The sequence below is a fragment of the Kordiimonas lacus genome (genome assembly GCF_001550055.1).
GTDB classification, from domain to species: Bacteria; Pseudomonadota; Alphaproteobacteria; order Sphingomonadales; family Kordiimonadaceae; genus Kordiimonas; species Kordiimonas lacus.
Genome location: NZ_LRUA01000003.1, coordinates 305,115 through 330,298, shown reverse-complemented (window position 1 = coordinate 330,298; position 25,184 = coordinate 305,115). Strand labels below are relative to the sequence as shown.

Genomic DNA, 25,184 nt, shown 5'->3' with positions numbered 1-25,184 from the left:
ACTGAGTTTTGTACGGTTTCTCGGGGGTGCCGGATTAGTCGAAAGCTGCAGAAATCTGCCAAAGTCTGCGGGTTGCCATCAGCTTGAGAAGCGCTGGAAGCAGGGCGTAAACCAGTGCGATAACTAGGGGCGGCACAGCACCGCCGGTGACGGCTTCAGAAGCGCCCAGCGCGCCGAACGCCAGCAGGATGGCAAAGGCGAACGCGAGCTTGCTGATCATGCCCCAGATGGCGAAATGGCTGGCCATTTCCGCGTGGCCCAGATGGTGGCGGGCCTTGGCGATATCCGCCAGAACGGCGGGCCCCAGCGTCAGTTCAGCCGCCAGCGCGCACCCGGTGACCACGCAGATAACATAAAAGAAGGCAATCTGGCCCGCCCCCAGAAGGGTGGCGAAAGGGAAGGCCAGGCATACAACTGCCATGCCCAGCGCCATGATGCGCTTCTTGTTCGCGCCCTTCGCGGCGTGCGCCCACACGGGCATGGCCAACACGGCGGCGGCAAAATAGATCAGAATCGCAAGGTCTTTCTGGGCGTCTGTGCCCTTCAGTACTTCACTGACATAAAGCGGGAACAGGGCGGCGGGTATGGCGCTGGCGGTGGCGGTGAAAAACCAGACCGTGCCAAATCCCCGCATCTGGGGCGTGCGCACAATGGCCAAGAGGGACGCGGCCTTTCGCCGAGTGCGCGCGATGTCCCCGTTCGGCAAACTCAGCATGGCCAACACCAATGTGCCCGCGCCGATGGGGATCAGCAGTTGCGGGACAAGGGGCAGGATGGCGGCGTCCGTGAACAGGGGAAGCGCCAGCGCACACAGCATGCCGACAAGCGACCAGGCCTCACGCGATGTGGTGAAACGGGTGGTCTCAGCCTCATTCCTTGCGATATCCGCGCCCCATGCCTGGTAGGGAATCATCACCATGGTCCATCCGATATAAAGAACCGCAGACCACGCCCCCAGATAGAGCGGGGTGACGGCCTCCCCGGGCAGGCAAAGCCGGATCAGGGCGGCTGAGGCAATGACACCGCCTACCGCCATCCAGCCCTTGCGCCGAAGCGCGTCGCTTTTCGTACTGTCGCTCAGCTTTCCCACGAAGGGGTCGCTGACCATGTCAATCAGGCGCGACAGGAACAGGGCCACCGCCACAGCCGTGAAGCCCAGGGCTTTGTCTTCGGCGTAAAAGGTGGGCAGATATACCGCGAAGGGGATCAGCGGAAAGGCCAGTGCCAGGCCCGGCAGGCCATAGAAAAAAAGCTGAAACGCATGCCGGAAGCTGGCGCCAGTGTCATCAGCCTGCCGGGCGTCACTTTTCGCTGATGACATAGTGGCTGACATCGATGGTACCCTCAATGAAGCCGGCCTCGCAGTAGGATAGGTAAAAGCGCCAGGTGCGGATGAACTTGTCGTCAAACCCCTGGGCGCGCACGCCGGTGTTTGCGCCGATGAAGGCGTCATGCCACAGCTTGAGCGTTTTGGCGTAATCCAGCCCGAAATCCAGCTGGGACTTGAGCTGAAGACCCGCGCTTTCGAATTGGTCTTTCAATACCGCGTCAGAGGGCAACATGCCGCCCGGGAAGATATATTTCTGGATGAAATCCACACCCTTCCGGTAGCTTTCGAACCGGTCATCGGCGATGCGGATCACCTGGATGCCGATGTTGCCGCCGGGCTTCAGGCGCTTCTTGAGCGTTTCGAAATAGGTGGGCCAGAACTGTTCGCCCACGGCCTCCAGCATCTCGATCGACACGATATGGTCAAACTCGCCTTCAAGGTCGCGGTAGTCGCACAGCATCAGGTTGGCGGCGGCACCATTGCTGGTCGCGTCAAGGCGTTCGCGGGCATAGATCAGTTGTTCGGTCGACAGGGTCACGCCCGTGACGCGGCAGCCCAGTTTGTTAACGGCAAAATCGGCAAACCCGCCCCAACCGCAGCCCACCTCAAGCACATGGTCGCCCGGCTTGATGCCCACGGCTTCGGCCAGCTGGCGGTATTTGTTTTCCTGCGCTGCCTCAAGGCTTTTGGCGTCATCCCTGAACAGGGCGGCCGAATAGGTCATGCTGGGGTCCAGCCACAGCTCATAGAAGTCATTGCCCAGGTCATAGTGATAGCTGATGTTACGGCGGCTGCCGCGCACCGTGTTGCGGTTGAAGAAATGGCTCAGCCGGTCCACCAGATTCAGGGCACGCAGTTTCGGCAGGCGGCTTTCAAGCCGGTCCATATTGGCGGCAAGAAGCTGCAACAGCGCCGTCAGGTCAGGCGTGTCCCATTCGCCGTCCATATAGCCTTCCGCGAGGCCAATGGCGCCGCCCGTGAAGGCGCGGCGGATCGCTGACCATTTGGTGAAATGCATTTCTGCCCGGTAGGGGCCGGGGCTTTGGGTGCCGGTGAAAAGCTGGACATGGCCAGACGGGAAGGCGACGCGCAGCGTGCCCACCGCCAGATGGTCAAGGACGCGGGCGAAAAGCTTTTCAGCCAGCGTCGGCTGCGGATTGACCTGAACCCTGTTGAAGCTGCCGTCCATATTATCCTCCGTTATTCTTGCTCTGGCCCGCATGGGCGATCTTCGTACGTATTTTTGCCTGCTCCGGTTTGCTGAAAACTTTCAGCCGCTTCAGCCACAGCCGCAGCGCTTCATAGTGAATGGCCGCTGTTACTTTGAAGGTGACGAGCGGGATCTTCAGGAACAGCTTGGCCAGGTTGGCGCCCGTGAGCGGCAGCGGGGCCAGTGTCAGGCTGGCCGTCATGTCCAGCACGCCGTCGCGGCCCAGATAGTTGATCGCCAGCCCGAGCTTGTCGGCTTGCGTGCGCACGCGGAACCGGTATGTTCCTTCGACGCCATAGAAGGGCGAGACGTGAAAGCATTTGTCTGCGTCATGCAGGGGCACAGCGCTGCCGGGCGTGCTGTGGCAATAGATATAGCTGTGGCTTTCGCCGAAGGTGTTGTGCACTTCGTAAACGATTGCCAGCGTTTCGCCGGTTTCCGACAGGCAGAAAAACACAGTCAGCGGATTGAAGCCGTAGCCCAGAAGGCGCGGCATGGTCAGCATCATCACCCGGCTTACTGGCGCCGCCGTGCTGCCGGCCACAAGAGACAGAACATGCGCCTTCAGTGAACTGCCGTCACGCTTGCCGTAATCCTTTTCGTACACCGAAAACAGGTTGGGGCGATTGAGCGATAGGCCCCCCGGCAGGACTGGGGTGCCCCTCTCGAACGCGTCCAGGTCCAGCATCAGATAGTAGATAGGGTAACGGAAGGCGTGGCGCTTTGGCCGCAGCCTTTTGTGCCACACGTCGCCAACATAAAGGGATGTCTGGAAGTCTGCGCTCATGCTGCCTCCAGCGCCGTTGCCAGCAACTGATCCGCAAGGCCGATACGCGCATTCTGGCCGGGCTTAAACCACGGCCGCGGCACACCGCCGAGCATTTCGGCAACCGCGAGGCCCGCCTGGATGCCGTCTTCATGGAAGCCGTCGCCCAGGTAGGCGCCGCAGAACCACATATTGTCGGTACCCTGTCTGGCCCAAAGCTGCTGTCGTGCGGCGTGGCTGGCGCGGTCGAACACCGGGTGCTCATAATCATACCAGCCGTGGACCAGCTCGCGCCTGATGTCCCTGTCCGGGTTCAGGGTCACGATCACCGGGTGGTCGGTGTCCAGATGCTGCAGGCGGTTCATCCAGTAGGATACGGCGGGCCCGGCTGTGCGGGTGGCATCACGCCGCTCGATATAATTCCAGCTGGCCCATGCGGCCCTGCGCCGGGGCATCAGGCTGATGTCGCTGTGCAGCGCCACCCTGTTGCGGCTGTAGCGCATGACGGAAAGGGCATTTGCGACGGTGTCATCCGGTTGGTCGATCATTCTCAGCGCCTGGTCGGAATGGCAGGCGAACACCACATGGTCATGAAGGCTGCGGGCGCCGGATCGGGTGATCAGCTCTATTTTGCCGCCCAGCTTGCGGACTTGCTCTACGGGGTCAGCCAGGCGGATCTGGTTTTTGAACGGGGCCGTCAGGCGTTTCACATATTCGCGGCTGCCGCCCAAGACCGTGCGCCAGGCTGGCCTGTCCGCCAGTTGCACCAGGCCATGGTTCCTGAAGAAACGCAGGAAAGACGCCGCCGGATAATCCAGGATGTCATCGCAGTTGCTGGACCAGATGGCCGCGCCCATGGGCGCCAGATGGTCCTTGATAAAGGCCTCGGTGAAGCCGTGACGCCCGAGCAGTGTGCGCAGGCTGATGTCCTGACCGTCAGCTTCCGCCAGAAACGCGTCTGATTTTTTATAGAACCTGAGGATCCCGATGATCATCTTCCAGAAGCGCGGGCGCAGCAGGTTGGTGGGCTGGGCCAGAAGGCCGAAGCCGTCGCCGCCCGAATATTCGAACCGGCCGTCGTTCAGCGACACGGAAAAGGACATATCAGTGCCCTTCGTGGGCACATCCAGGCGGTCAAACAGGGCTGTCAGGTTAGGGTAGTTGGTGGGGTTATAGACAATGAAGCCGGTGTCCACCGGGATGGATTTGCCGCCAACTTCAATGTCCACCGTGTTGCTGTGGCCGCCGATATAATCATTGGCTTCATAAACCGTGACGGTGGCGCTTTCGCCCAATAGCCAGGCGCATGACAGGCCCGCAATACCACTGCCGATAACGGCGATATCCTGATGGGATTCCCCGCGGCAGGGCGGGTAAGTGATGCGGGACTGATGCACGGCGGCTCTCCAAAGTTATTGTTACTCTGGATACGCCGAATGTTTGGGGCTGGATCATCTGCCGGGTGGGCGCACGCCCCCGGGGCCGGTGGACTGGGGCGGCGAGCTGACGGAAAAAAGGCTGGCCCGGCTTGAAGCTGCCGGGCCAGGGTCATCACCCGCGTTGGAAGGACGGAGGGGATGATGTCTCTGCGCACTTTCCGGTGGACTGGGAAGGTCTAATGGAAGTTGTCACAGAGGGGTATTTCGGCAGGGCGCCGAAATACTGTATGATCTTTAGAAGCCAACGATCAGCTCCAGCCCCAGCACGCGCCCGCGCTTGAGCGTGGAGAAGGTCCCGCCTTGCGGGTTTGCGGCAAAGGGTTGTGCCACACCGGTGGACAGGGGCCCGCCGAACGGCAGCTGGGTTTCGCCGCCAACCACGGATTCGTCCAGCAGGTTCTTGCCGTAAAGCGCCAGCTTCACATTCTCAAGCGGGGTCTGCCACGCCAGTGCCGCATCCAGCATGGTTGCGCTGCTGATCCAGCCCAGGTTGTTGTCACTGTAGGCGAAGCGGTCCTTATACTGGATGTTGGAGCGCAGCGTCAGCATACCGGCTTTGCCCATGTCCATGTCCCAGATAAAGCCCACACCGTAGGTCACATCGGGCACCCGCGGGATCTCAAGCGCCAGGTCGGCCGCGTCTGTCACGCCGTCACCGGATATGTCAGACCGGACATCCTGATAAGCCGCGTCAATCAGGCCGAGGTTGCCTGTGACCAAGAAATTGCTTGCAAGCCGGACAGAGGCTTCAAGTTCAAGGCCCGTGATGTCTGTGTCTGCGGTGTTCAGGATAAACTGGGACACGCCTGAGGTGGCGGACGCAAAGTTTACCTCGCGCTGCATGTCGTCAACCTTGGTGTGGAAGACAGCGGCATTGAGGGTCAGGCCACCGTCTGCGGAGCGGTATTTGACGCCCAGCTCATAGGCATCCACGCTTTCCTCATCGAACGCGAAGGACCCCGTGGCGGCAACCTGCTCAAGGAAAGCCACCGGGTTGGTGATGCGGAAATTATAGCCGCCCGACCGGAAGCCTTTGGTGTAAGAGGCATAGGCCTGGAGCGTGTCGGAAAAGCGGTACTGAAGGCCCAGTTTGGGCGTGAAGTTGGACCAATCGTTCTTATCTGTCACGTCATCCGGGCAGGTTGCGTCAACAACAGAACAGGCCGCTGCCCGCGGGATGGTGTAGCTGATATTGGCGTCTTTTTCTTCTGAGGAATGGCGCAGGCCCAGGGTTGCCGTCAGCTTTTCGGTAACGTCAATATCGGCTTGTGCGAACACGCCCCACACCGTGTGGTCCTGCGCGCCGCCACCATAGAAGGAAAGCGGTGTCACGGGTGGCAGGTGGCGGATTTCCGTGTAGGCGATATCCTGCTTGAAATAGAAGAAGCCGGTTGTCAGGTCGACATTGCCGAAACGGCCAGCATAGCGCAGTTCGTTCGAAACCTGTTCCTGCCTCAGGTCGCTGTCGGAATGGAAAATGAAGGCGGGCAGGGCGTCAATATCACCACTGGTCTGCTGCTGGAAATCGCGGTAGCCAAAGATGTTGGAGATGGTGCCGTCCCCGAAGGCCACGTCCAGATCCGCCCTGAGGGACGCCAGCGTGGATTTGTTATCGAACAGGCCCTGGTTATCGTTCGAAAAGTCGAAGGTGCCACGCTCATACACACCCCTGTTTTGTGAAACCGGGCCGTCTGCATCCACGTTCACATGTTCGATTTTTGCCAGAATGCGCAGGCTTTCACTTGGCAGGAACTCAAGCGATCCGCGAATGAGCGTGGTCTCGCCGCCGCCCCTGTTGTCACCGAACACCAGGTCTTTGAAATAGCCCTTGTCCTTGTTGTAGTAGGCAGACAGTCGCCCGTTCAGCCTGTCCTCAACCAGTGGGCCGGAGACATAAGCCTGCAGGAAGGTGCTGCCGCTGCCGCGGCCGCTATCCACCGGGGCTTCATGCGCCACCCGGACCTTGGCTTCAAATTCTGCCGTCGGGTTGCCGGTGTTGATCAGGACCGCGCCGCCCGTGGTGTTGCGTCCGAACAGAAGGCCTTGCGGGCCGCGCAGCACCTCGATTGAGCTGAGGTCGAAGGTGTCCTGGATCAGGCCGTTGTTGAGCCCGATATAGACGCCGTCCACAAACACGCCAACGGTGGGGTCGATGGACGGAATGGATGAATTGATGCCAAGGCCGCGGATCGAGAAATTGGCCACGCCTTTCGAGGTGCCGATATCATCAAGCGAAACATTGGGCGCGGAATAGCTGAGGCCTTCGATGTCGCGAACCTGCAGGGCTTCAATTGTATCGGCGTTGAAGGCGGTCACGGCGACCGGCACGCTTTGGACGTTTTCAGCATCCTTTTTCTTGCGGGCTGTGACGGTGATTACATCAAGGACACGGTCGATGGTGCTTTCGCCATCAGCGCTGTTGGCTGCGAAAGCAGGTGTGATGGAGCCGCAAGTGAGTGCGGCGATGCTGGTGCTTATCAAAAATCGTTTCATGGTTCCCCTCCGGATTACTGGCTAATGCCACCCTCAGTGCCGCCTGGAGGCGGCTATTCACACAGACGCGTTGTCCCTATTTTGTTGTATATACATCATTGATATTTGCAGCTTGCCTTGGCCTTGAACGAATTTTTGCAGGGCACCAGACAGTTGAAATTGCGTCCGGTGTTGTATATGCACCTATATAGATGATCGGCAATGATCCAGAATTGAATAGGGGCTATTCAATATGGTTGGTCACGCCAAAGCTGCGGTTATGATGTAGGTACACAACAGGAGGCGCTGATGGACAAAACGACAGAAGTGGGCGAAAGGTGCGCTGCGGCCAAGGTGTTGCGGGTAAGCCGCGTTTTGACCCGCAGCTATGATGAAGCCCTGAAGCCGCTTGGCCTGACGGTCACGCAGTTCACTCTCTTGAATGTCATCGCGCATATCAAGCCGGATTCATACGCCCGCATCGGTAAACTTCTTGATATTGACCGGACAACCCTGTCGCGGAACCTGTCGCTCCTCAATAAGGCAGGGCTGGTATATCTGGGTACGCCGGGCGGCGACCGAAAGCGCGAAGTGCTGCTGACCACGCGGGGCCTTGCCCTTCTGGAAGAAGCCTACCCCAAATGGGAAGCCGTGCAGGACCGCGTGGAGGCCATGTTCAGCGCCGATGAATATCAGCAATTGGCCCAGATGCTGGGCCGCCTGCGGCAACTGGGCTAGGGGGCACCGTAGGCGCGGCATGGCCGACGAGACAGCATGATGTCTCGCCAGCATGTTTGGTCGGTTTTAGCCGTTCATCAGGTCGCGCACTGAAACCTTCAGGCTTTGGCGGCAGGCCAGATACCCCACCAGGCATACGGTTGTCACCATCAGCACCATGGTGCCAGCCACCCACCACAGATTTGGCTGGTAGCTCATGCCGAACTGGGCCTCATAGATCATCAGCCCCGCGGCCCAGGCGCCGCCGATGGCGCCTGCGGCCGCAACCAGCGCCGTCACAGCCCAGTCATGGAAGTTTAGCCACAGGCAGTCCTTGTCCTTCAGCCCCATGCTCATCAAGAGGCCGTTTTTCTGCCGGTCATCGGCACGGAAGCCGCTGACACTGGCGGCCAGAACGAACAGGGCGAGCAACAGGATCATGCCTGCGTAGCCGCTGGTGATCTGGGTAACGATACCGAGGGTCTGGTCAAACCGTTCTGTCAGCTCCCGAAGTGGCGCCAGCGCCAGGGTTGGGTGCTGCTGCCACAGGGACGCCAGCTTGTCCCATGCGGCTTCCGGCAGTTCCATGCTGCCCATGAAGCGGCTGGGCGCATCAATATGGGCGCGGGCAGAGGCCGGTACCTGGAACCAGAAGGTGATTGACCCGCCGCCCGACTGGAATACATGGCTTGATGTCAGCGTAAAGTCATATTGATTGTCGCCGATCTGGTAGGTCAGCGTGTCGCCATAGCTGAAGTTCAGGTCTGTCATCACTTCGGGCTCTACGGAAATCTGCTGCCAGTTGTCGGTGCCGGGCTGCCAGAAGGTGCCGCCTTTCAGGCGGTTGTTCGCGGGCATCTGGTCTGTCCAGTGCAGGCGAATGGGTTCCTGCAGGCTGGCCAGGCTGTCGCTGGGTTTCTGCATATAGTCATTCAGGCGCTCGCCGTTCACTGAAATCAGTTTGGCATAAACAAACGGCCGCAGCGTCAGAACCTTCGCCTGGTTGGCAGATGCCCAGTCATGAAGGGCCTCAACATGGTTTTCCTGCGCTTCGGTAACCATCAGGTTACCGTCGTGGGTGCGCGCATAGCCTTCCATCATGCTGCTCAGGTCGCGCATCAGCATCAGGGTGAACAGAAGCAAAAGCCCGCAAAGACCCAGCCCCATCACCTGTGCCGATTTGGCGAACAGCCGCTGGCGCATGATAAAGAAAGCGAAGGGCAACAGCCCAGTCCGGCGACGTCCCCATATGTCACCAAGCCTGACGGCACCCCAGGTGAGCGCGATCATCAGCACCAGGGCCACGCCAATGGCCGCCAGCGTCATGCCCGTCAGAAGCCAGTTGTCTGAATAGGCGGCCGCCAGCAGCGATACCGACAGAAGCCCCCAAAACAGCCGCTGCCAGACATGGCTGTCTTCGCCTGTGTGCCGAATGAGCGACAACAGCGATGCCCGCGACAGCTGCAGCATGCTGGGGATCTGAAGGGCCATCAACAGCATCAGCAGCAGCCCGATGGTCTGCGCGACATCCGCGACACTCCAGCTTGCCTCCGCGCCGGGGAACACGGTTTGCAGATTTGCAATAATGGCTGAATGGGCAAGGGCCGCCAGCCCGGTTGCCAGCAGGGCCGCCAGCAGGAAGCTCAAGAACCAGCCCCCCAGCGCCATGGCGATGCCTGTGCCCAGCGGTGTGCCGATGCTGGAGTAGATCGCCAGCCGGTAGCGCATTTTGGCAAGCCAGCGACGGTTGGTCATGTCAAGCGCGACAGCGCCCAGGAAAAACAGGATCACAGACGCCAGCCCAAGGAAGTTTTCCGTGCGCTGCCAGAAGGTGGCAAGCGGGTGCTGGCCACCATGTTTTTTGACAATGCTGGCCGCGGGCAGGGCGTCTGTGGCCCAGGCCTCAATGGCCGCCTGCGCGTCTGTTGGTCCGGCAATCAGGTGCCGTGTGCGGTCCTTGCCGCTTGTGGGCAGGGTGGCGCTCAGGCTGTCATGATGCACCATGGCGCGCAGGTCCACGCTGTGGCCTTCCATCAGGCGGTCGGGCTCATGCAGCAGGATCGCCGATACTGTCAACGCCTTGCCGCCCAGCATAATCGTTTCGCCCACCCGGGCCTGCAGCTTGGTGGCCAGGCGCGCGCCCAGCCAGATTTCGCCGACCTCTGGGCCACTGGATGCGGTGCGCTCCGGTGACGCCGGGGTGTCCGCTATCCTGAGCGTGCCCTCAAGGGGATACTGGCTGTCCACCGCCTTCAGCTGCACCCGCGCCCAGGCATCCTTGTGGGTCAGGGTAATACCGCTCAGCCGGGTTCTGGACACGCCGCTGGCCATGCCGCGCAGGGCATTTTCCTGCGCGGGCGCGAGCGGTTCATGTGTTTCCAGTACCAGGTCTGCCCCCAGCATCTGGTCCAGGTTGGTGGCCAGGAACTTCTGGATGGATGCGCTGGTCAGCGTCAGCGTGATCAGGAACATCAGAAGCGCGGCCTGGGTTGCCATGCTGATGCGGCCATCGCTGTCTTTCAGGTCGTTGAGGCTGTTCTCTAACGTCAGGCGAAGCTTACTCATGCTGCCATCTCCAGCTTGCCGGCTTCCAGGTGAAGCCGGGTGTCTGCCTGTGCGGCCAGGCGCCTGCTGTGGGTCACGATCACAAGGCCGCAACCGGTTTCCCTGGCGCAGTCAAACATCAGGGATGCGATGCTTTCGGACGTGCGGGCATCCAGGTTGCCCGTTGGTTCGTCTGCAAAGATGAAGCTGGGGTTCGAGATAAAAGCCCGCGCCACTGCGATGCGCTGCTGCTCGCCGCCGCTCAACTGGTGCGGGCGGTGCCGGGCGCGGTCCGAAAGCCCGACCTTGGCCAGCCAGTCCGCAGCCTGATCAAATGCGTCGCGCGCGCCCTTCAGCCTGAGCGGCAGGGCCAGGTTGCCGATGGCATCCAGTTCCGGCATCAGGTGAAACTGCTGGAAGATGAAACCGCTGTTGGCCCGAAGCGTCCGGGCGTCCACATTGGTGCCGTCCAGAAAGAATCGCACGGTGCCGCCGGTCGGGGCCTCAAGGCCCGCCGCGATAGACAGCAGGCTGGATTTCCCCGCGCCTGACGGGCCAACGATGGCCTGTGTCTGGCCGGTGCGGATGGTCATGCTCAGGTCTTCAAAAAGCCGGATGCACTCCCGGTCGGTGGTGAACTCGTGGCTGATATTTTCAAGCTCGATTGTTGTTTTCATGGTCCTCTCCTGTCGGTTCAGGCAGATCATGCCAGCGCCATTGTCAAATGAAGGTGAAATGATCGGCGCGCCCGCTTGACGTCTGTTTGACATTGGCTGTGCGATGCTTTCTGATCGCCGAAGAAAAAGGGACCGCCAATGCGCATTCTGATCGTTGAAGACAATCTGGATATCCAGGCCAACATTGCCGACTATCTGGAAGACACCTACAGCCTGGATTTCGCCTACAGTGGTGATCAGGGGCTGTCGCTGGCGCTTGAAAATGAATATGACGTGATCGTGCTGGATTTGATGCTGCCGGGCAGGGACGGCCTGGATGTCTGTGCTGCATACCGACAGGCTGCGGGGCTGCAGGCACCGATTATCATGCTGACGGCACGCGACACCATTGATGACAAGGAAGCCGGCTTTGACGCGGGCGCCGACGATTATCTGGTGAAGCCCTTTTCCCTGCGCGAACTGAAAATGCGGATTGAAGCGCTGACCCGGCGCCCGAAGGCGCGCCAGAGCACTGAGCGCAGTTTTGCAGGGCTCAGTTTCGATGCTGGCGCGCTGACGGTCTCAGTGAAGGATCAGTCTGTGGTACTGCACGAAAAAGAAGCGCGTATTCTGGGGCTGCTGCTGGATGCCGCGCCGGATGTGGTGACATCAGCCACCATCAGCTATGCCCTGTGGGGCGACGAGCCACCCGAATCCGGCGCGCTCAGGACCCATATCTATAATCTGCGCAAGGCCCTTGGGTCCCTCGGTTTGGGGGATCTGCTGAAAACCCGTCGCGGCAAGGGGTATGCGCTGGAGCAACCGTCATGATGCGCGCGTCACGCAGGGTCCGCAGCATGATCATGCGCCTGTTTGTGGGTGCCATGGTTTCAAGCTTTGCCGTCTTCACCCTGATGGTGGTGATTTTCGGCTTCTCGCTTGAGGATGAGATTTTCGATCTGCAGGTCCGGGATGCCGCGACGGAGTTCATCAATGAGAATCCGTCGCCTTTGGAACTCAGCGGCACGATGCCCGGCCTCAAGATGACCTACTATATCGGCACGGAAGCGATGCCCGACTGGCTGAAGGCGCAGGTTGACCCAACCTACCGTAATGGGGCGTTTGAGGTTTTCGGCAAAGAGCACGGTCATTTCCACGCGCTTGTGCGTACGCTGGATGATGGCCGGAACCTGTATGTTTTCTTCAACGCCCGGCCGTTCATCCGGTCCACCCCGCAGATCAAGGGGTTTCTGGTGATCATTGGCGGCATGGTGGCTTTGGGGCTCCTGATCTCGCTGTTCTTCCTGGCGCGCATGAGCCGCAAGGTATCAGGCCCCCTTGAGCATATGGCCCAGGTTCTGGGCGACGGGGACAGCGTGGCGGGGCGGATGACCATTCCGAAAAGTGCCCCACGGGAGCTGCAGGCGCTGGCGCGCGCCATTGAGGACCGGGAAGCCCGCATTCAGGAACTGATTGAACGCGAGCGCCAGTTCAACCGGGACGCCAGCCATGAACTGCGCACCCCGCTTTCGGTGGCCTATGGCGCCGCGGAAGTACTGGAAGAAAAAGAAGGCGGCAAAAGCCGGGCGCTGATGCGCCTCAAGGCCGCGATCAAGGATATGCAGCAGCTGACGGAAGGCATTCTGTGGCTGGGGCGTGACCCGGGCCGGGCCCAGGCGTGCGACGTGAGCGCCGTGTGTGCCAGCAGCATCCGGGCCTATGGCCACCTGGTGGGCGACCGGCCCGTGACCATCCGGCAGGAAGGGGAGGGCGTTTCCATGCCCGTGCCCGAAGCCGTGGCGCATGTGATGGTAGGCAATATCCTCAGGAACGCGCTTTCCTATACGGAAGAAGGCGAGGTGCTGGTATCGGCTGCGGAAGGCACGCTGGAAATCACAGATACAGGCGTGGGTTTTGGTCATGCTGACCCGGCCAAACAGGGCTTCGGTGTGGGCCTGACGCTGGTGTCGCGGCTGTGTGATCATTTCCGCATCAGCTTTGAAGCCACCGCGCGCCCTGATGGTGGAACTGTGGCGCGGCTGACATGGCGCGACATTGATTGACGCGGGTTTGACGAAGGTTTGACATTGGGCTTGTTAGAAGCACTCCAGCAAAGGAGACTTCTGATGAAACAGACAATGATAAAAATCTTCGCCCTTCTTCTGGCGATTACGGCAGCAACCACTCCAAGCCTTGCCGAAACCTATGTCCAGCAGTTCGGTTATGACGCGCCGGACGGCAACCGCATTACCGGCTTCATCTATCAGGCACAGGATACGCCCAAGGACGCGCCCCTGGCGGTGCTGATGCATGGTCTGATGGGCTCAAGCCTCTATTGGCTTGCGGACGACAACCGGATGCAAGGCGATGATGTGAGCGCCGATCTGATCGCACGGGGCTACCGCGTGCTGGCGCTGGATGCGCGACACCACGGCGCCCGCATTGTGGATGTGAAGCCAATCGAACATGTGTTGAAGGCCCGCAAGGGGGACAGTGCAGACTATGAAGCCATGATCCTGAAAACCGTGGATGACTATCAGTTTGCCCTCGATAAGGTGCTGGCGAAATATGCGGACACCCAGCGTGTGCTTGTGGTGGGATACAGCATGGGCGCGCAGACCGGGGTGCTTCTGGCCGCCCGTGACCCGCGCGTGACCCATCTGGTAACCATGGTGCCGCCCGCTGTCAGGAACGTGCCTGCGGTGTCGCCCCTTACCTTCGCGCCCAAGGTGACAGTGCCGTGGTTTCTTTTGATGGCGGAAAAGGATCAATATTCCACGCCAGAACAGAATACCGAATTGGTGGCGGCGGCTGGCCGCGCGCCTGAAACCCGCACCTTCGACAGCAAACATGTGCTGCCCGCCAGCTATGTGAGTGCTGTGGAAGCCTGGCTGGACCAAATTTCAGACTAGGCCTGATTGCCTCCGTTTGACCCGTAAGTCAGTTTGATCCCGGGTCAAACGGCAGGCAGTGAACCTGGTCACCCGCGCTAAGCTCCGAAACGCCTTCGGGCACCATCAGCCAGGCATTGCTTTCGGCGAAGGGTGCTGTTTGGAAGGACTGCTGCCGCTTGTTGGGTATTGCGATCATAAGGCCACTGTCGCTCAGGCGCATGCGTCCCATCAGGAACACTGTTTTCGATGCGTCGACCTGGACATCCCGTGTCAATCGGGCAACCCGCATGGGCTCAGGGGTCTGTCCTGAGAGGTGCCTTACAAAGGGGTAGACAAAGGCTCTGAGCGCCAAAGCCGTTGAAATAGGGTTTCCGGGAAGCCCAAAGAAGAAACTTCCCCCAGGCAGCCGGGCAAAGAGAACGGGCTTTGCAGGTTTGATGCGGGCTTTGTGGAAAATGATTGTTGCGCCCATGTCTGTCAGGACAGGTTTGACAAAATCATACTGGCCCGCTGATACGCCGCCTGTGGACAGGATAATTCTTGGCTTGCCCTCAATGGCCGTGTCGAGCGCGGCAGCAAAATCTTGCGGGGTGTCTCGTACGGTGGCGGTGTGTTGCAGGTCGAAGCCCAACTCCCGCGCAGTTGCCGCGGCGTACAGACCGGTGGCGTTATAGATCTGGCCGGGTTTTAACGTCTGGCTCAGGTCATCGACAAGTTCCTGCCCGGTGGAAATCCAGGCGGCAGTCGGCCTTTGGATGACCCGAACCTTGCCAAGCCCCAAGGCCGACAACAGCGGCAGGTGCTGGCTGGCAAGCAAGGTCCCGGCCTTCAGTATGGTTTTGCCCTGGGCAACGTCCTGGCCGATATGCCTGACATGTTGATCCGCCTGGTAGGGTGCATGGAAGGTCAGCACATCTGTTTCCCAACTTGCCGCCTCGACCGGCAGGACTGTGTCTGCGCCCAGCGGTAGGGGAGCGCCCGTCATGATTTTCACGGCTTGCCGCCCCTTCAGCTGTGCAAGTCCGGCATTGTCTCCGGCGATGCTGGCCCCGACGACTGGCAGTCTGACCGGAGAATCTATCGTGGCGTCTTTTACAAGGTCGGAGTTGAAGGCAAATCCGTCCATGGCGCTGTTGTTGAACGAGGGCAGGGAGAGGGGGGCTTTGAGGTCATCGGCCAATGTTTGTCCGATCGCTTCAGAGAGCTCTACCTCAGTTGCCTCCAAATGGGTGGCTTCGCGGTGAAGGTCTTCAAGACAGTCAACATAGTGCCTGAGGCCTGGGCCCGAGCAGCAGTCATGAGCAGGATCAAACATAGCCAAAGTCTCCTGAAACACGCATCAGGTCATCCCCCGATACTGGAAAGATTTGAGGTCTGTCCGGTCAGGCCAGCCGCAAGCTGATGGCCGTCGACCTTCTGGCCGACGGCCTTGATTAGCCTGGCTTTCAGCTCTTCGACCTGATCATCGGACTGTAGTAGGGCGCGCATGGGAACACCGAATTCACCAAATAGGCATAGATGGAGCTTACCCATGCTGGAGAAGCGAAGTCGGTTGCAGCTTTTGCAGAAATCCTTGGAGTAGGGCGCGATCAGGCCGATGCTGCCCCGATAGTCCGGGTGGACATATTCATTGGCCGGCCCTGCGTCCACCGCCTTGAGTTTCTTGGTCCAGCCTTCGCGCTCCAGCTTCTCGGCAATCACGGTGGCGGGAATATGGTGTCGCTGGAAGTAGGCCGGGTGGTCGCCTGTTTCCATCAGCTCAATGAAGCGCACGGACAGGGGCCGATCTTTCGCGAGCCGTAGGTAAGCGTCCAACTCATGGTCGTTGATCCCCTTCAGGTACACAGCGTTCAGCTTGACGCTGTCGAAACCGGCGTCGAAGGCGGCATCGATACCGCGCAATACTTCATCGCAGCGGTCATGCCCCGTGACCTTCAGGAAGGTCGCTGGGTCAAGGCTATCCAGGCTGACGTTGATTGCGCTGATGCCGGCATCAAAGAAGGCCTTCGCGCGGTGCTCAAGCCGGTAGCCGTTTGTTGTGAGGGCAAGTTTCTCTAAGCCGTGAAGGGCCCCGATTGTCTCTGCGATTTCAAGGAAGTCCTTACGCACGGTAGGCTCGCCGCCGGTGAGGCGGATTTTGCGGAGGCCGAGTTCAGTAAAGGCTGTGGCTGCACGCCTGAGCTCATCCACGGTCAGGGGCTGTGGCCCAGCGCATTTCCTGTAGCCGTCAGGCAGGCAATAGCTGCATTTGAAATTGCAGGCCTCGGTTACCGAAAGCCGCAGGTATTTGAAGGTACGGCCGAATCCATCACTTAAGCGCACAAGCTGGCTCCTTTCTAATCGCGAGAGGCCAGACGGTTTCCCGCGCAGACCCGGCAGCATTGGCTGCGGCCAAAGGCTCGTATGACATGGGTCACTTAGAGCCAGAGGCTTCGGAGTTGGGCACTCTTTAAGAAAGGGATATCCTGAACGGCGATGGGCGTGTTTGATTCAGATCAAGAGTCTGTCTGATAGGCCATTTCACTAAGTTCCGGGCGCGGGCAGTCGTCCGTTTGTGAACGGCCGCATTGGCCTGCAAGCTCCACGTCGCAGAAGTCGCACAGGGAGTCTGCATCGGGCATGACAACATGGTCTGTCGCCACCCTGAAACCTTCTTCCTTGAACTTCTTGAGTGTGCGGGAAAATGTTTCCGGGCGCATATCAAGATAGGATGCGATGATGGATTTCTCGTACGGCAGCAGGATGGTGCCGTCGGAAGACTTTTGATTGAGTGCAAGCCTGAGCAGGAACCAGCCAACGCGCTCCTGCGCGCTTTTCAGGCGTGACAGTTCCAGCTGTTGCACCAGACGCTGGGACCTGAGCGACACGGTATTCAGCATATTGACCGCAAGCTGCGGGCTTGAATGGATGCGCTGGCGGATCACTGGCGCTGGAATCGACAGCAGTGTTGCGCGCTCCACCACCTGGGCATTCACAGGCGTGGGCATATTGAGGAACACGGCTGATTCCAGGAGCGTTTCGCCCGCACCCAGCATTTGCAGGATGGCCTCTTCGCCGGTCTCCAGGCCGTTATAGGCTTTCACCCAGCCCTCCAGGATGACATACATCCGGGCAGCCGGTTCGTCGCGCAGGAACAGAAGCTTGTCTTTTTCATATTCGCGTATTTGCGAAAGCGACAGCAGTTCGTCCAGGTCTCCGTCGGCAAGGGCTGCCAGCATTGGCAGGGACTTCAGGAACGGCCGGTATTGCGCCATTTTCCCAGACGTCACATCATTGGCGTTTCCGGTTGCTTCGGCTTTCAATGCGCCCTCAAGCCCGTTCACCAGCGTGATCTCAGCCTTCCTGAGGCCGTCGATCATGCGGGTCAGCAGCTCAAACCAGGTTTCGCCTGAATATTGCTCAATCTCGCCGGGAGGGGCGCCTTCCTCCAACAGGTCGTTGATCTTGCCGAGCGCCCGCAGGTCCGTGTCCTGCACTGCTTCCTGAAGCACAGTAATCTGGCTGGGGGATGCGAGTGCCTTGAAGGTGTCGAAATAGGTGCGCTGTTCGGCGATCAGGGCCACAAAGCGGTCGCAGAATTCCTGATTGCGGAACGAGAAAGTATAGAATCCACGCGCCCCCAGCGCACGCTCCATCCCCACACGCTCCTTCCACTGCAGGAAGTTGGAATAGGCGGACACCAGCGCTGAATTATGGCGCGGTTCACGTTGCGCCAGTTCGATCATGGCGTCGATGGTGGGGACCGTGAATTTGAAGGTATAGTTGTTGAGTGCCTGCGTATAACGCACCTTCATCAGGCGAATCTGGTCCCTGACCTCGGTCAATTCCTCGAATTTCCGGAGCAGGAACGCCAGGCGTGCCTCAAAGCTTTGAGGCAAGGCGTCCTTGACGTCCGTTCGCCCGCAAAAGGTGCGCAGGTCGTTGATAGCCTTGTCGACGGCCTTGTTCTGTTCATCGTACCGGCGGGCAAAAATCTTGCCGAGGCTGTCAAGAAGCAGGCCAGCACAGCCGCGTTCGCGCTGGATTTGATGCACCACGTCCCCAAGCTTATGCAGCAGGTCCTGAACCAGTCGGGTATTTTGAACGGGTGTATTCATCGAATCTCCTTGGCCCGTCATTGGGCCATGCGACGGAATATCGCATTTTGGATGTTGCATTCAAGTTAATGCGACCAAAAAGCGCATATTTTCACGACTTTTCCCAAATATTCGTGCCCGAAAACCTGCCGCTTTAAAGCCCAAAACCCGGAAAATTCAGTCGCTTGACATGGATCAAACACGGCTTCCCTCCGAGCCCCCATAGTAGCGACAACCAAAAGGGCAACAATTGTGTCAGGAGGGAATCGTGACAGACACCCTGGTAACTCAAGGTCAAAGAACCCACGCGCTGAGCGCTAGTACACTCGCGTTCACTGTGTGTTTCGCAGTATGGACGATCTTCTCGATCATCGGGATCAAGATCAAGGCGCAGCTGGGGCTGACGGACACCCAGTTCGGTATCCTGGTGGCAACACCAGTGCTGACAGGCTCGCTGAGCCGCCTGTTCCTTGGTATCTGGACCGACCAATATGGCGGCCGGATCGTGTACACCATCCAGATGCTGGCGACAGCCGTCGCAGCCTACCTGCTGACAATGGTAACCACCTACGAGATGTTCCTGGTGGCGGCCCTGGGTGTCGGCCTTGCTGGCGGTAGCTTCGCTGTTGGCGTGGCCTATGTGTCCCGCTGGTACCCGAAAGACCAACAGGGCACGGCCCTTGGTATCTTTGGCATGGGTAACGTGGGCGCAGCCATTACCAACTTCGGTGCGCCGATGCTGCTGGTGGCTGTGGGCGGTGCCTGGCAGGGTGTTGCGCAGGTTTATGCTGTTGTCATGGCTATTACAGCCGTGCTGTTCTTCCTGTTCACGAAAGACGACCCGGTTCACGCCGCCAACAAAGCCAGCGGCCACAAGCACCCCAGCTTCCTCCAGCAGCTTGAGCCGCTGAAGAACCTTCAGGTATGGCGCTTCTCGCTCTATTACTTCTTCGTGTTCGGTGCCTATGTGGCGCTGGCGCTGTGGCTGCCACGCTACTATGTCGGCGCCTACGGCCTTGAGCTTGGCACCGCCGGTATCCTGGCTGCAAGCTACGCGCTTCCTGGGTCTATCTTCCGGGCGCTCGGCGGCTGGCTGTCGGACAAGGTTGGTGCGCGGACGGTTATGTACTGGACCTTCATCGCAAGTGTGATCTGCACCTTCATCATGTCCTACCCGGCCACTGATTATACGGTTGCGGGCATCACTGGGCCGATCACTTTCAATGTCACCATTCCGCTGGAACTGTTTGTGGCGCTGACCATCGTCCTGGGCTTCTTCATGTCCCTTGGTAAGGCCGCTGTCTACAAGCACATCCCGGTCTACTACCCGGACCATGTTGGGTCCGTGGGCGGCATGGTGGGTCTGATCGGTGGCCTTGGCGGCTTCGTGCTTCCCATCACCTTCGGCTTCATGAACGACGTAATCGGCGTCTGGACCAGTTGCTTCATGCTTCTGACTGTCCTCATCGCTGTGGCGCTGACCTGGATGCACTTCGCGATCCAGCGGCTCGAGAAGCAACGCATTCCGGAACTGCGTGGTCCACGCAACCTGCCGGAACTCGAAGGCCTCAAAGGCTAACGTCCAAGGATCTGAGAGGCCTCTTGGGGCCTCTCTCCCAACTTACCCGAGGGGTCCGGAGAGGCCTCGTTTAGGAGAGTTCAAATGACTGAACAAGCAACCAAACTGGAAGAGAAGGGCCGCGATCTATACGGCTGGAACCCGGACGATGATGTCCAGTGGGCCGCTGCGGGCAAGAAGATCGCAACGCGCAACCTCTGGATTTCCATTCCATCCCTGCTGTGTGGCTTCGCCGTCTGGCTTTACTGGGGCATCATTACGGTTCAGATGCTGAACCTTGGTTTCCCGTTCGAGCAAAGCCAGCTCTTTACCCTGGCGGCCATCGCGGGCCTTTCCGGCGCGACGCTTCGGATCCCAAGCTCCTTCTTTATCCGCATCGCGGGTGGGCGCTATACACTCTTTTTGACGACAGCGCTCCTGATGATTCCGGCGGCGGGTACAGGCTTCCTCTTGCAGGACCCGAACACGCCGCTGTGGCAGTTCCAGCTGATGGCGCTCCTCTCGGGCTTTGGTGGCGGTAACTTCGCGTCTTCCATGTCCAACATCAGCTTCTTCTATCCCAAGAAGATCCAGGGCTATGCCTTGGGCATGAATGCGGGCCTTGGCAACTTCGGCGTTACCACCATGCAGATTCTGGTGCCGCTGGTGATGACATTCGCCCTGTTCGGCGGTGACAGCATGACGCTCAAGAACACGTCCGGCACGCTGATCGGTAAAATTCCAGCTGGCACGGAAACCTATATCTTCAACGCTGGTTGGGTATGGCTGCTGTTCCTGGTGCCGCTGGCGATTGCCGGTTGGTTCGGCCTCAACAACATCCGTGACGAACATGTATCCCCTGACGCGGGCGCGGCGCTGCCAGCCTTCGGTAAAATCCTGGGCATGCTGGGCATTGGCCTGCTGACAGCCACCTTCGGCCTGTGGCTGATGCTGCCAGCTGAAATCGGTGGATCTGGCCTTAATGTCAATAAATGGATCGTTCTGCCGCTTGTGATCGCGCTCACTGTGTTCGCACTGAAGCTGATCCCCGGCAAGATTCAGACAAACCTCAAGCGCCAGTTCCAGATTTTCGACAACAAACACACCTGGGCCATGACCGTTATCTACACCATGACCTTCGGTAGCTTCATCGGCTATGCCGCGGCCATGGGCCTGGCGATCAAGGTGGTGTTCGGCTTCCAGCACCTGATGGTGGACGGTGTCATGACCCACAATACGGTGAATCCGAACGGCCCATCGGCCCTGATGTTCGCCTGGATGGGTCCCTTCATTGGCGCGCTGATCCGCCCCATCGGTGGCAGCTGGGCTGACAAGATGGGCGGCGCGAAAGTGACGCAGATCGTCAGTGTTGTGATGGTGGCCTGTGCACTGGGCGTGGCTTACTTCATGAAGGCAGCCTACGCGTCTGCAACACCTGAGGAATATTTCTATCCGTTCCTCGTGCTGTTCATCATCCTGTTCGCGGCTACCGGTATCGGTAACGGCTCCACTTTCCGCACCATCGCAGTGGTGTTCAACAAGGAACAGGCTGGCCCTGTGCTTGGCTGGACCTCTGCTGTCGCGGCATACGGCGCCTTCATCATCCCGAAAGTATTCGGCGAAGAAATCAAGGCCACCACACCTGAGTATGCACTCTATGGTTTCGCCATCTTCTACGGCGTCTGCATCCTCATCAACTGGTGGTTCTATCTGCGCCCAGGCGCATACGTGAAAAACCCATAAGTTAACAAGGGCATCCGGAGACAATCCATGAGCAACTTTATCGACAGGCTCTCATACTTCACCAAAACGCCCGAAAAATTCTCGGACGGGCACGGTATCACTACTGACGAAAGCCGGGACTGGGAAAAGGCCTACCGCGGCCGCTGGGCGCACGACAAGGTCGTGCGGTCCACCCACGGGGTGAACTGTACCGGCTCCTGCAGCTGGAAAATCTATGTGAAGAACGGTCTGGTGACCTGGGAAACCCAACAAACGGATTACCCAAAAACCCGGCCTGATCTTCCGAACCACGAACCTCGGGGCTGCGCCCGTGGTGCCAGCTACAGCTGGTATCTCTACAGCGCGGCACGGCTGAAGCACCCTATGGTGCGCGGCCGGCTCCTGGAGCTGTGGCGCAAGGCGAAAGCCAAGCATGGTGATCCTGTGGATGCCTGGCAATCGATTGTCTCCGATCCTAAGAAGACCCAGGAATACAAGCGCGTTCGCGGCCTTGGCGGTTTCGTGCGGGCAACCTGGGAAGAAGCCAATGAGCTGATTGCGGCGGCGAATGTGTTCACTGCCAAAGAACACGGCCCGGACCGTATTATCGGCTTCTCGCCGATCCCGGCTATGTCCATGGTGTCTTACGCAGCTGGCAGCCGCTATCTGTCGCTTATCGGCGGTGTTTGCATGTCCTTCTATGACTGGTACTGCGACCTGCCGCCTTCTTCGCCACAAACCTGGGGCGAACAGACAGACGTGCCTGAAAGCGCGGACTGGTACAACTCAGGCTATATCATTGCCTGGGGATCGAACGTGCCACAAACCCGTACGCCGGATGCCCACTTCTTCACCGAAGTTCGCTACAAGGGCACCAAAACCGTTTCCGTGACGCCGGACTATTCCGAAGTTGCGAAGCTCACGGATATCTGGCTGAACCCACGCCAAGGGACAGACAGCGCCATGGCGATGGCCATGGGGCATGTGATCCTCAAGGAATTCCATGTGGCCGGTAAGTCGGAATATTTCGACGACTATTGCCGCATGTATACCGATATGCCGTTCCTCGTGCGCATGGAGGAGAAGGATGGCCGTCTTGTACCAAGCCGTCTCCTCCGTGCATCCGATTTCGAGGGCGCGCTGGGCGAAAACGAGAATGCTGACTGGAAAGCCGCCATCCTGGACGGCAACACCGGCAATGTGGTTGTGCCAAACGGCACCATCGGTTCGCGCTGGGACAAATCCAAGAAATGGAACCTGGAGCTGAAGAATGTTGCCGACGGCAGCGATGTCTGGCCGAAGGTGACCCTTGTGGGCCGCGAAGATGAAGTCTCCGCCGTTGCTTTCCCATATTTCGGCAACCTGGAGAACGACCAACCGATCTTCCAGCATACCGACCACGAAAGCATACTTGAGCGCAATGTGCCGCTGAAGACCGTTGAAACCAAGGACGGCCCCATCAAGGTTGCGACTGTCTACGACCTGATGGTTGCCAACTATGGTGTCGATCGTGGCCTGGGCGGTGACAATGTTGCCGCGTCTTATGACGATGACATTCCTTACACCCCGGCCTGGCAGGAAAAAATCACTGGCGTGGACCGCGAGCGTGTGATCCAGGTGGCGCGCGAGTTTGCGACCAACGCCGACCAGACGCGCGGTCGTTCGATGGTGATCCTGGGGGCCGCCGTGAACCACTGGTATCATATGGATATGATCTACCGGGGTATCATGAACCTCCTGATCATGTGTGGCTGTGTGGGCAAATCCGGCGGTGGCTGGGCCCACTATGTAGGGCAGGAAAAGCTGCGCCCGCAAACCGGCTGGCAGCCGCTGGCGTTCGGTCTGGACTGGGCACGCCCACCCCGGCACATGAACTCCACCAGCTTCTTCTATAACCACTCCAACCAGTGGCGATATGAGAAGCTCGGCGTTGATGAGATCCTCTCCCCGCTCGCCGACAAGAAGAAGTGGGAAGACCACAGTCTCATTGACTGTAACGTCCGGTCTGAGCGCATGGGCTGGTTGCCGTCGGCGCCGCAGCTGGGTGCAAACCCGCTGAAGGTTGCCAAGGCTGCTGAAGAAGCTGGCATGAAGTCTGCCGACTATGTTGTCGACCAGCTGAAGTCCGGCAAGCTCGAATTCGCGTGCGAAGACCCGGACAATCCGAAAAACTTCCCGCGCAACATGTTCATCTGGCGCTCGAACATCCTTGGGTCTTCGGGCAAGGGCCACGAATATATGCTGAAGCACCTTCTGGGTACCCAGCATGGCCTCTTGGGCAAGGACCTGGGCGAGCTGGGCGGCAAGAAACCAAGCGAGGTCGTCTGGCACGAAGAAGCGCCAGAGGGCAAACTTGACCTGGTGGTCACGCTTGATTTCCGCATGTCCACCACATGTGTCTATTCCGATGTCGTGCTGCCTTCTGCCACCTGGTATGAGAAGAACGACCTCAATACATCAGACATGCACCCCTTCATCCACCCGCTGACCCGTGCCGTTGATCCGGCCTGGGAAAGCCGGTCTGACTGGGACATCTACCGCGGTCTGGCCGAGAAATTCTCGGAGATCTGCGTTGGCCACCTGGGTGTTGAGAAGGACATCGTTACCCTGCCGATCCTGCACGACACCCCGGGCGAGCTGGCGCAGCCGCTGGGCGTGACAGACTGGAAGAAGGGCGAATGCGACCCAATTCCGGGCAAGACCATGCCTGCGCTGATTGAGGTGGAGCGGGATTACCCGAACACCTACAAGCGTTTCACGGCCCTTGGTCCGCTGATGGCGAATGTTGGCAATGGCGGTAAGGGTATCAATTGGAAAACCGAAGAGGAGGTCGAGCTTCTTGGCCGCCTGAACGGTGTCCATGACGAACCCGGTGCCAATGAAGGCATGCCGAAGATTGTGTCCGACGTGGACGCAACTGAAGTGGTGCTCTCCCTCGCGCCAGAGACCAACGGCCATGTGGCTGTGAAGTCCTGGGCTGCGCTCGGCGAGATTACAGGGCGCGAACACACGCACCTGGCCAAGCCGAAGGAAGAGGAAAAAATCCGCTTCCACGACATCAAGCAGCAGCCGCGCAAGATCATCTCGTCGCCGACATGGTCGGGCCTTGAGGACGAGCATGTCAGCTATAACGCCGGCTACACCAACGTGCATGAGCTGATCCCGTGGCGCACGCTCACCGGTCGCCAGCAGTTCTACCAGGATCACGAATGGATGCGTGATTTTGGCGAGGGCTTCTGTGTCTACAAACCTCCGGTCAACACCAAAACGGTTGAGCCGGTGAAGGACAAGTTCGCCCGCGGCCACAAGCAGGTGGCGCTGAACTGGATCACCCCGCACCAGAAATGGGGCATCCACTCCACCTACAGCGACAACCTGCTGATGTTGACGCTGAACCGGGGCGGGCCAGTGGTCTGGTTGTCGGAAATCGACGCGAAGAAGATCGATGTCGAGGATAACGACTGGATCGAGCTCTATAACACCAACGGCGCCATCATGGCGCGGGCGGTCGTATCCCAGCGTGTGCCGGAAGGCATGACCATGATGTACCACGCCCAGGAGAAGATGATTAACACACCTGTCTCCAACACCACGGGCGGTCGGGGCGGCATCCACAACTCGGTAACCCGGGCGGTGGTCAAGCCAACCCACATGATCGGCGGCTACGCGCAACTGGCTTACGGGTTCAACTATTACGGCACAGTCGGCTCCAACCGCGACGAATTCGTGGTGGTGCGCCGTGTCGACAACATTGACTGGGGCATGGAAGAAGCTTCCTCCCAGGCCGCCGAGTAGGAGAT

The 25,184-nt window shown here is 59.3% G+C and carries 17 protein-coding genes and 1 riboswitch; of the genes, 7 read left to right on the top strand and 10 right to left on the bottom strand.

Going from position 1 to position 25,184, the window contains the following annotated elements:
• Positions 1-34: 34 nt before the first annotated feature.
• The 5 genes from KORLAC_RS04915 to KORLAC_RS04895 all read right to left on the bottom strand — a co-directional run bounded on the left by KORLAC_RS04915 (position 35) and on the right by KORLAC_RS04895 (position 7,238).
• A complete protein-coding gene (locus tag KORLAC_RS04915; RefSeq protein ID WP_082714516.1) occupies positions 35-1,333 on the bottom strand; it encodes an MFS transporter in 1,299 nt (432 codons plus the stop codon).
• On the bottom strand, positions 1,302-2,519 hold the full coding sequence (locus KORLAC_RS04910; RefSeq protein WP_068303909.1) for an SAM-dependent methyltransferase: 1,218 nt from the start codon (positions 2,517-2,519) through the stop codon (positions 1,302-1,304). The genes KORLAC_RS04915 and KORLAC_RS04910 overlap by 32 nt, the downstream gene beginning before the upstream one ends.
• 1 nt (position 2,520) lies before the next feature.
• Complete coding sequence (locus tag KORLAC_RS04905) at positions 2,521-3,327, bottom strand: DUF1365 domain-containing protein (protein ID WP_068303907.1); 807 nt, start codon at positions 3,325-3,327, stop codon at positions 2,521-2,523.
• Positions 3,324-4,703: an NAD(P)/FAD-dependent oxidoreductase gene (locus tag KORLAC_RS04900; protein ID WP_206594859.1), complete on the bottom strand. Its 1,380-nt coding sequence runs from the start codon at positions 4,701-4,703 to the stop codon at positions 3,324-3,326. The genes KORLAC_RS04905 and KORLAC_RS04900 overlap by 4 nt, the downstream gene beginning before the upstream one ends.
• 276 nt (positions 4,704-4,979) lie before the next feature.
• The gene (locus KORLAC_RS04895; RefSeq protein WP_068303905.1) at positions 4,980-7,238 is read right to left on the bottom strand and encodes a TonB-dependent receptor; all 2,259 of its coding nucleotides are present in this window, start codon (positions 7,236-7,238) and stop codon (positions 4,980-4,982) included.
• 288 nt (positions 7,239-7,526) lie between these two features.
• On the opposite strand from KORLAC_RS04895, the gene KORLAC_RS04890 reads away from it, so the two are divergent.
• A complete protein-coding gene (locus KORLAC_RS04890) occupies positions 7,527-7,955 on the top strand; it encodes a MarR family winged helix-turn-helix transcriptional regulator (RefSeq protein ID WP_068303903.1) in 429 nt (142 codons plus the stop codon).
• A 66-nt stretch (positions 7,956-8,021) separates the two neighbouring features.
• Here KORLAC_RS04890 and KORLAC_RS04885 read toward each other — a convergent pair whose 3' ends face one another.
• Together KORLAC_RS04885 and KORLAC_RS04880 are read right to left on the bottom strand one after the other, a co-directional pair.
• Entirely contained in the window at positions 8,022-10,499 is a 2,478-nt protein-coding gene (locus KORLAC_RS04885) for an ABC transporter permease (protein WP_068303901.1), read from the bottom strand.
• Positions 10,496-11,155 carry an ABC transporter ATP-binding protein gene (locus KORLAC_RS04880; RefSeq protein ID WP_068303899.1) on the bottom strand — a complete coding sequence of 220 codons (660 nt, stop codon included), beginning with the start codon at positions 11,153-11,155 and terminating at the stop codon, positions 10,496-10,498. The genes KORLAC_RS04885 and KORLAC_RS04880 overlap by 4 nt, the downstream gene beginning before the upstream one ends.
• Positions 11,156-11,293: 138 nt before the next feature.
• Between KORLAC_RS04880 and KORLAC_RS04875 the strand changes: the two genes are divergently transcribed.
• From KORLAC_RS04875 to KORLAC_RS04865, 3 genes are all read left to right on the top strand, one after another.
• Positions 11,294-11,965, top strand: coding sequence for a response regulator transcription factor (locus KORLAC_RS04875; protein ID WP_068303897.1), 672 nt, complete (start codon positions 11,294-11,296; stop codon positions 11,963-11,965).
• A complete protein-coding gene (locus KORLAC_RS04870) occupies positions 11,962-13,197 on the top strand; it encodes a sensor histidine kinase (RefSeq protein ID WP_068303895.1) in 1,236 nt (411 codons plus the stop codon). Before KORLAC_RS04875 ends, KORLAC_RS04870 begins: the two co-directional genes overlap by 4 nt.
• A gap of 63 nt (positions 13,198-13,260) precedes the next feature.
• Complete coding sequence (locus KORLAC_RS04865) at positions 13,261-14,046, top strand: alpha/beta hydrolase (protein ID WP_068303893.1); 786 nt, start codon at positions 13,261-13,263, stop codon at positions 14,044-14,046.
• Between the two features lie 28 nt (positions 14,047-14,074).
• Here the strand turns inward: KORLAC_RS04865 and KORLAC_RS04860 are convergent, their stop codons facing one another.
• The 3 genes from KORLAC_RS04860 to KORLAC_RS04850 form a co-directional block, all read right to left on the bottom strand.
• Positions 14,075-15,343 carry a molybdopterin molybdotransferase MoeA gene (locus KORLAC_RS04860; RefSeq protein WP_068303891.1) on the bottom strand — a complete coding sequence of 423 codons (1,269 nt, stop codon included), beginning with the start codon at positions 15,341-15,343 and terminating at the stop codon, positions 14,075-14,077.
• Positions 15,344-15,372: 29 nt separating this feature from the next.
• On the bottom strand, positions 15,373-16,350 hold the full coding sequence (gene moaA / locus KORLAC_RS04855; protein ID WP_068304650.1) for a GTP 3',8-cyclase MoaA: 978 nt from the start codon (positions 16,348-16,350) through the stop codon (positions 15,373-15,375).
• A riboswitch (molybdenum cofactor riboswitch) is annotated at positions 16,342-16,478 on the bottom strand. (Overlaps the previous gene by 9 nt.)
• Positions 16,479-16,523: 45 nt before the next feature.
• Positions 16,524-18,125 (bottom strand): nitrate- and nitrite sensing domain-containing protein, encoded by a 1,602-nt coding sequence (locus KORLAC_RS04850; protein ID WP_068303888.1) that lies wholly within the window; start codon positions 18,123-18,125, stop codon positions 16,524-16,526.
• Positions 18,126-18,372: 247 nt separating this feature from the next.
• Here KORLAC_RS04850 and KORLAC_RS04845 point away from each other — a divergent pair, with 247 nt between their 5' ends.
• The 3 genes from KORLAC_RS04845 (at position 18,373) to KORLAC_RS04835 (ending at position 25,179) form a co-directional block, all read left to right on the top strand.
• On the top strand, positions 18,373-19,683 hold the full coding sequence (locus KORLAC_RS04845; RefSeq protein ID WP_068303886.1) for an MFS transporter: 1,311 nt from the start codon (positions 18,373-18,375) through the stop codon (positions 19,681-19,683).
• Between the two features lie 84 nt (positions 19,684-19,767).
• A complete protein-coding gene (locus KORLAC_RS04840) occupies positions 19,768-21,405 on the top strand; it encodes an MFS transporter (protein ID WP_068303883.1) in 1,638 nt (545 codons plus the stop codon).
• 27 nt (positions 21,406-21,432) lie between these two features.
• Entirely contained in the window at positions 21,433-25,179 is a 3,747-nt protein-coding gene (locus tag KORLAC_RS04835) for a nitrate reductase subunit alpha (protein ID WP_068303881.1), read from the top strand.
• Positions 25,180-25,184: the final 5 nt, after the last annotated feature.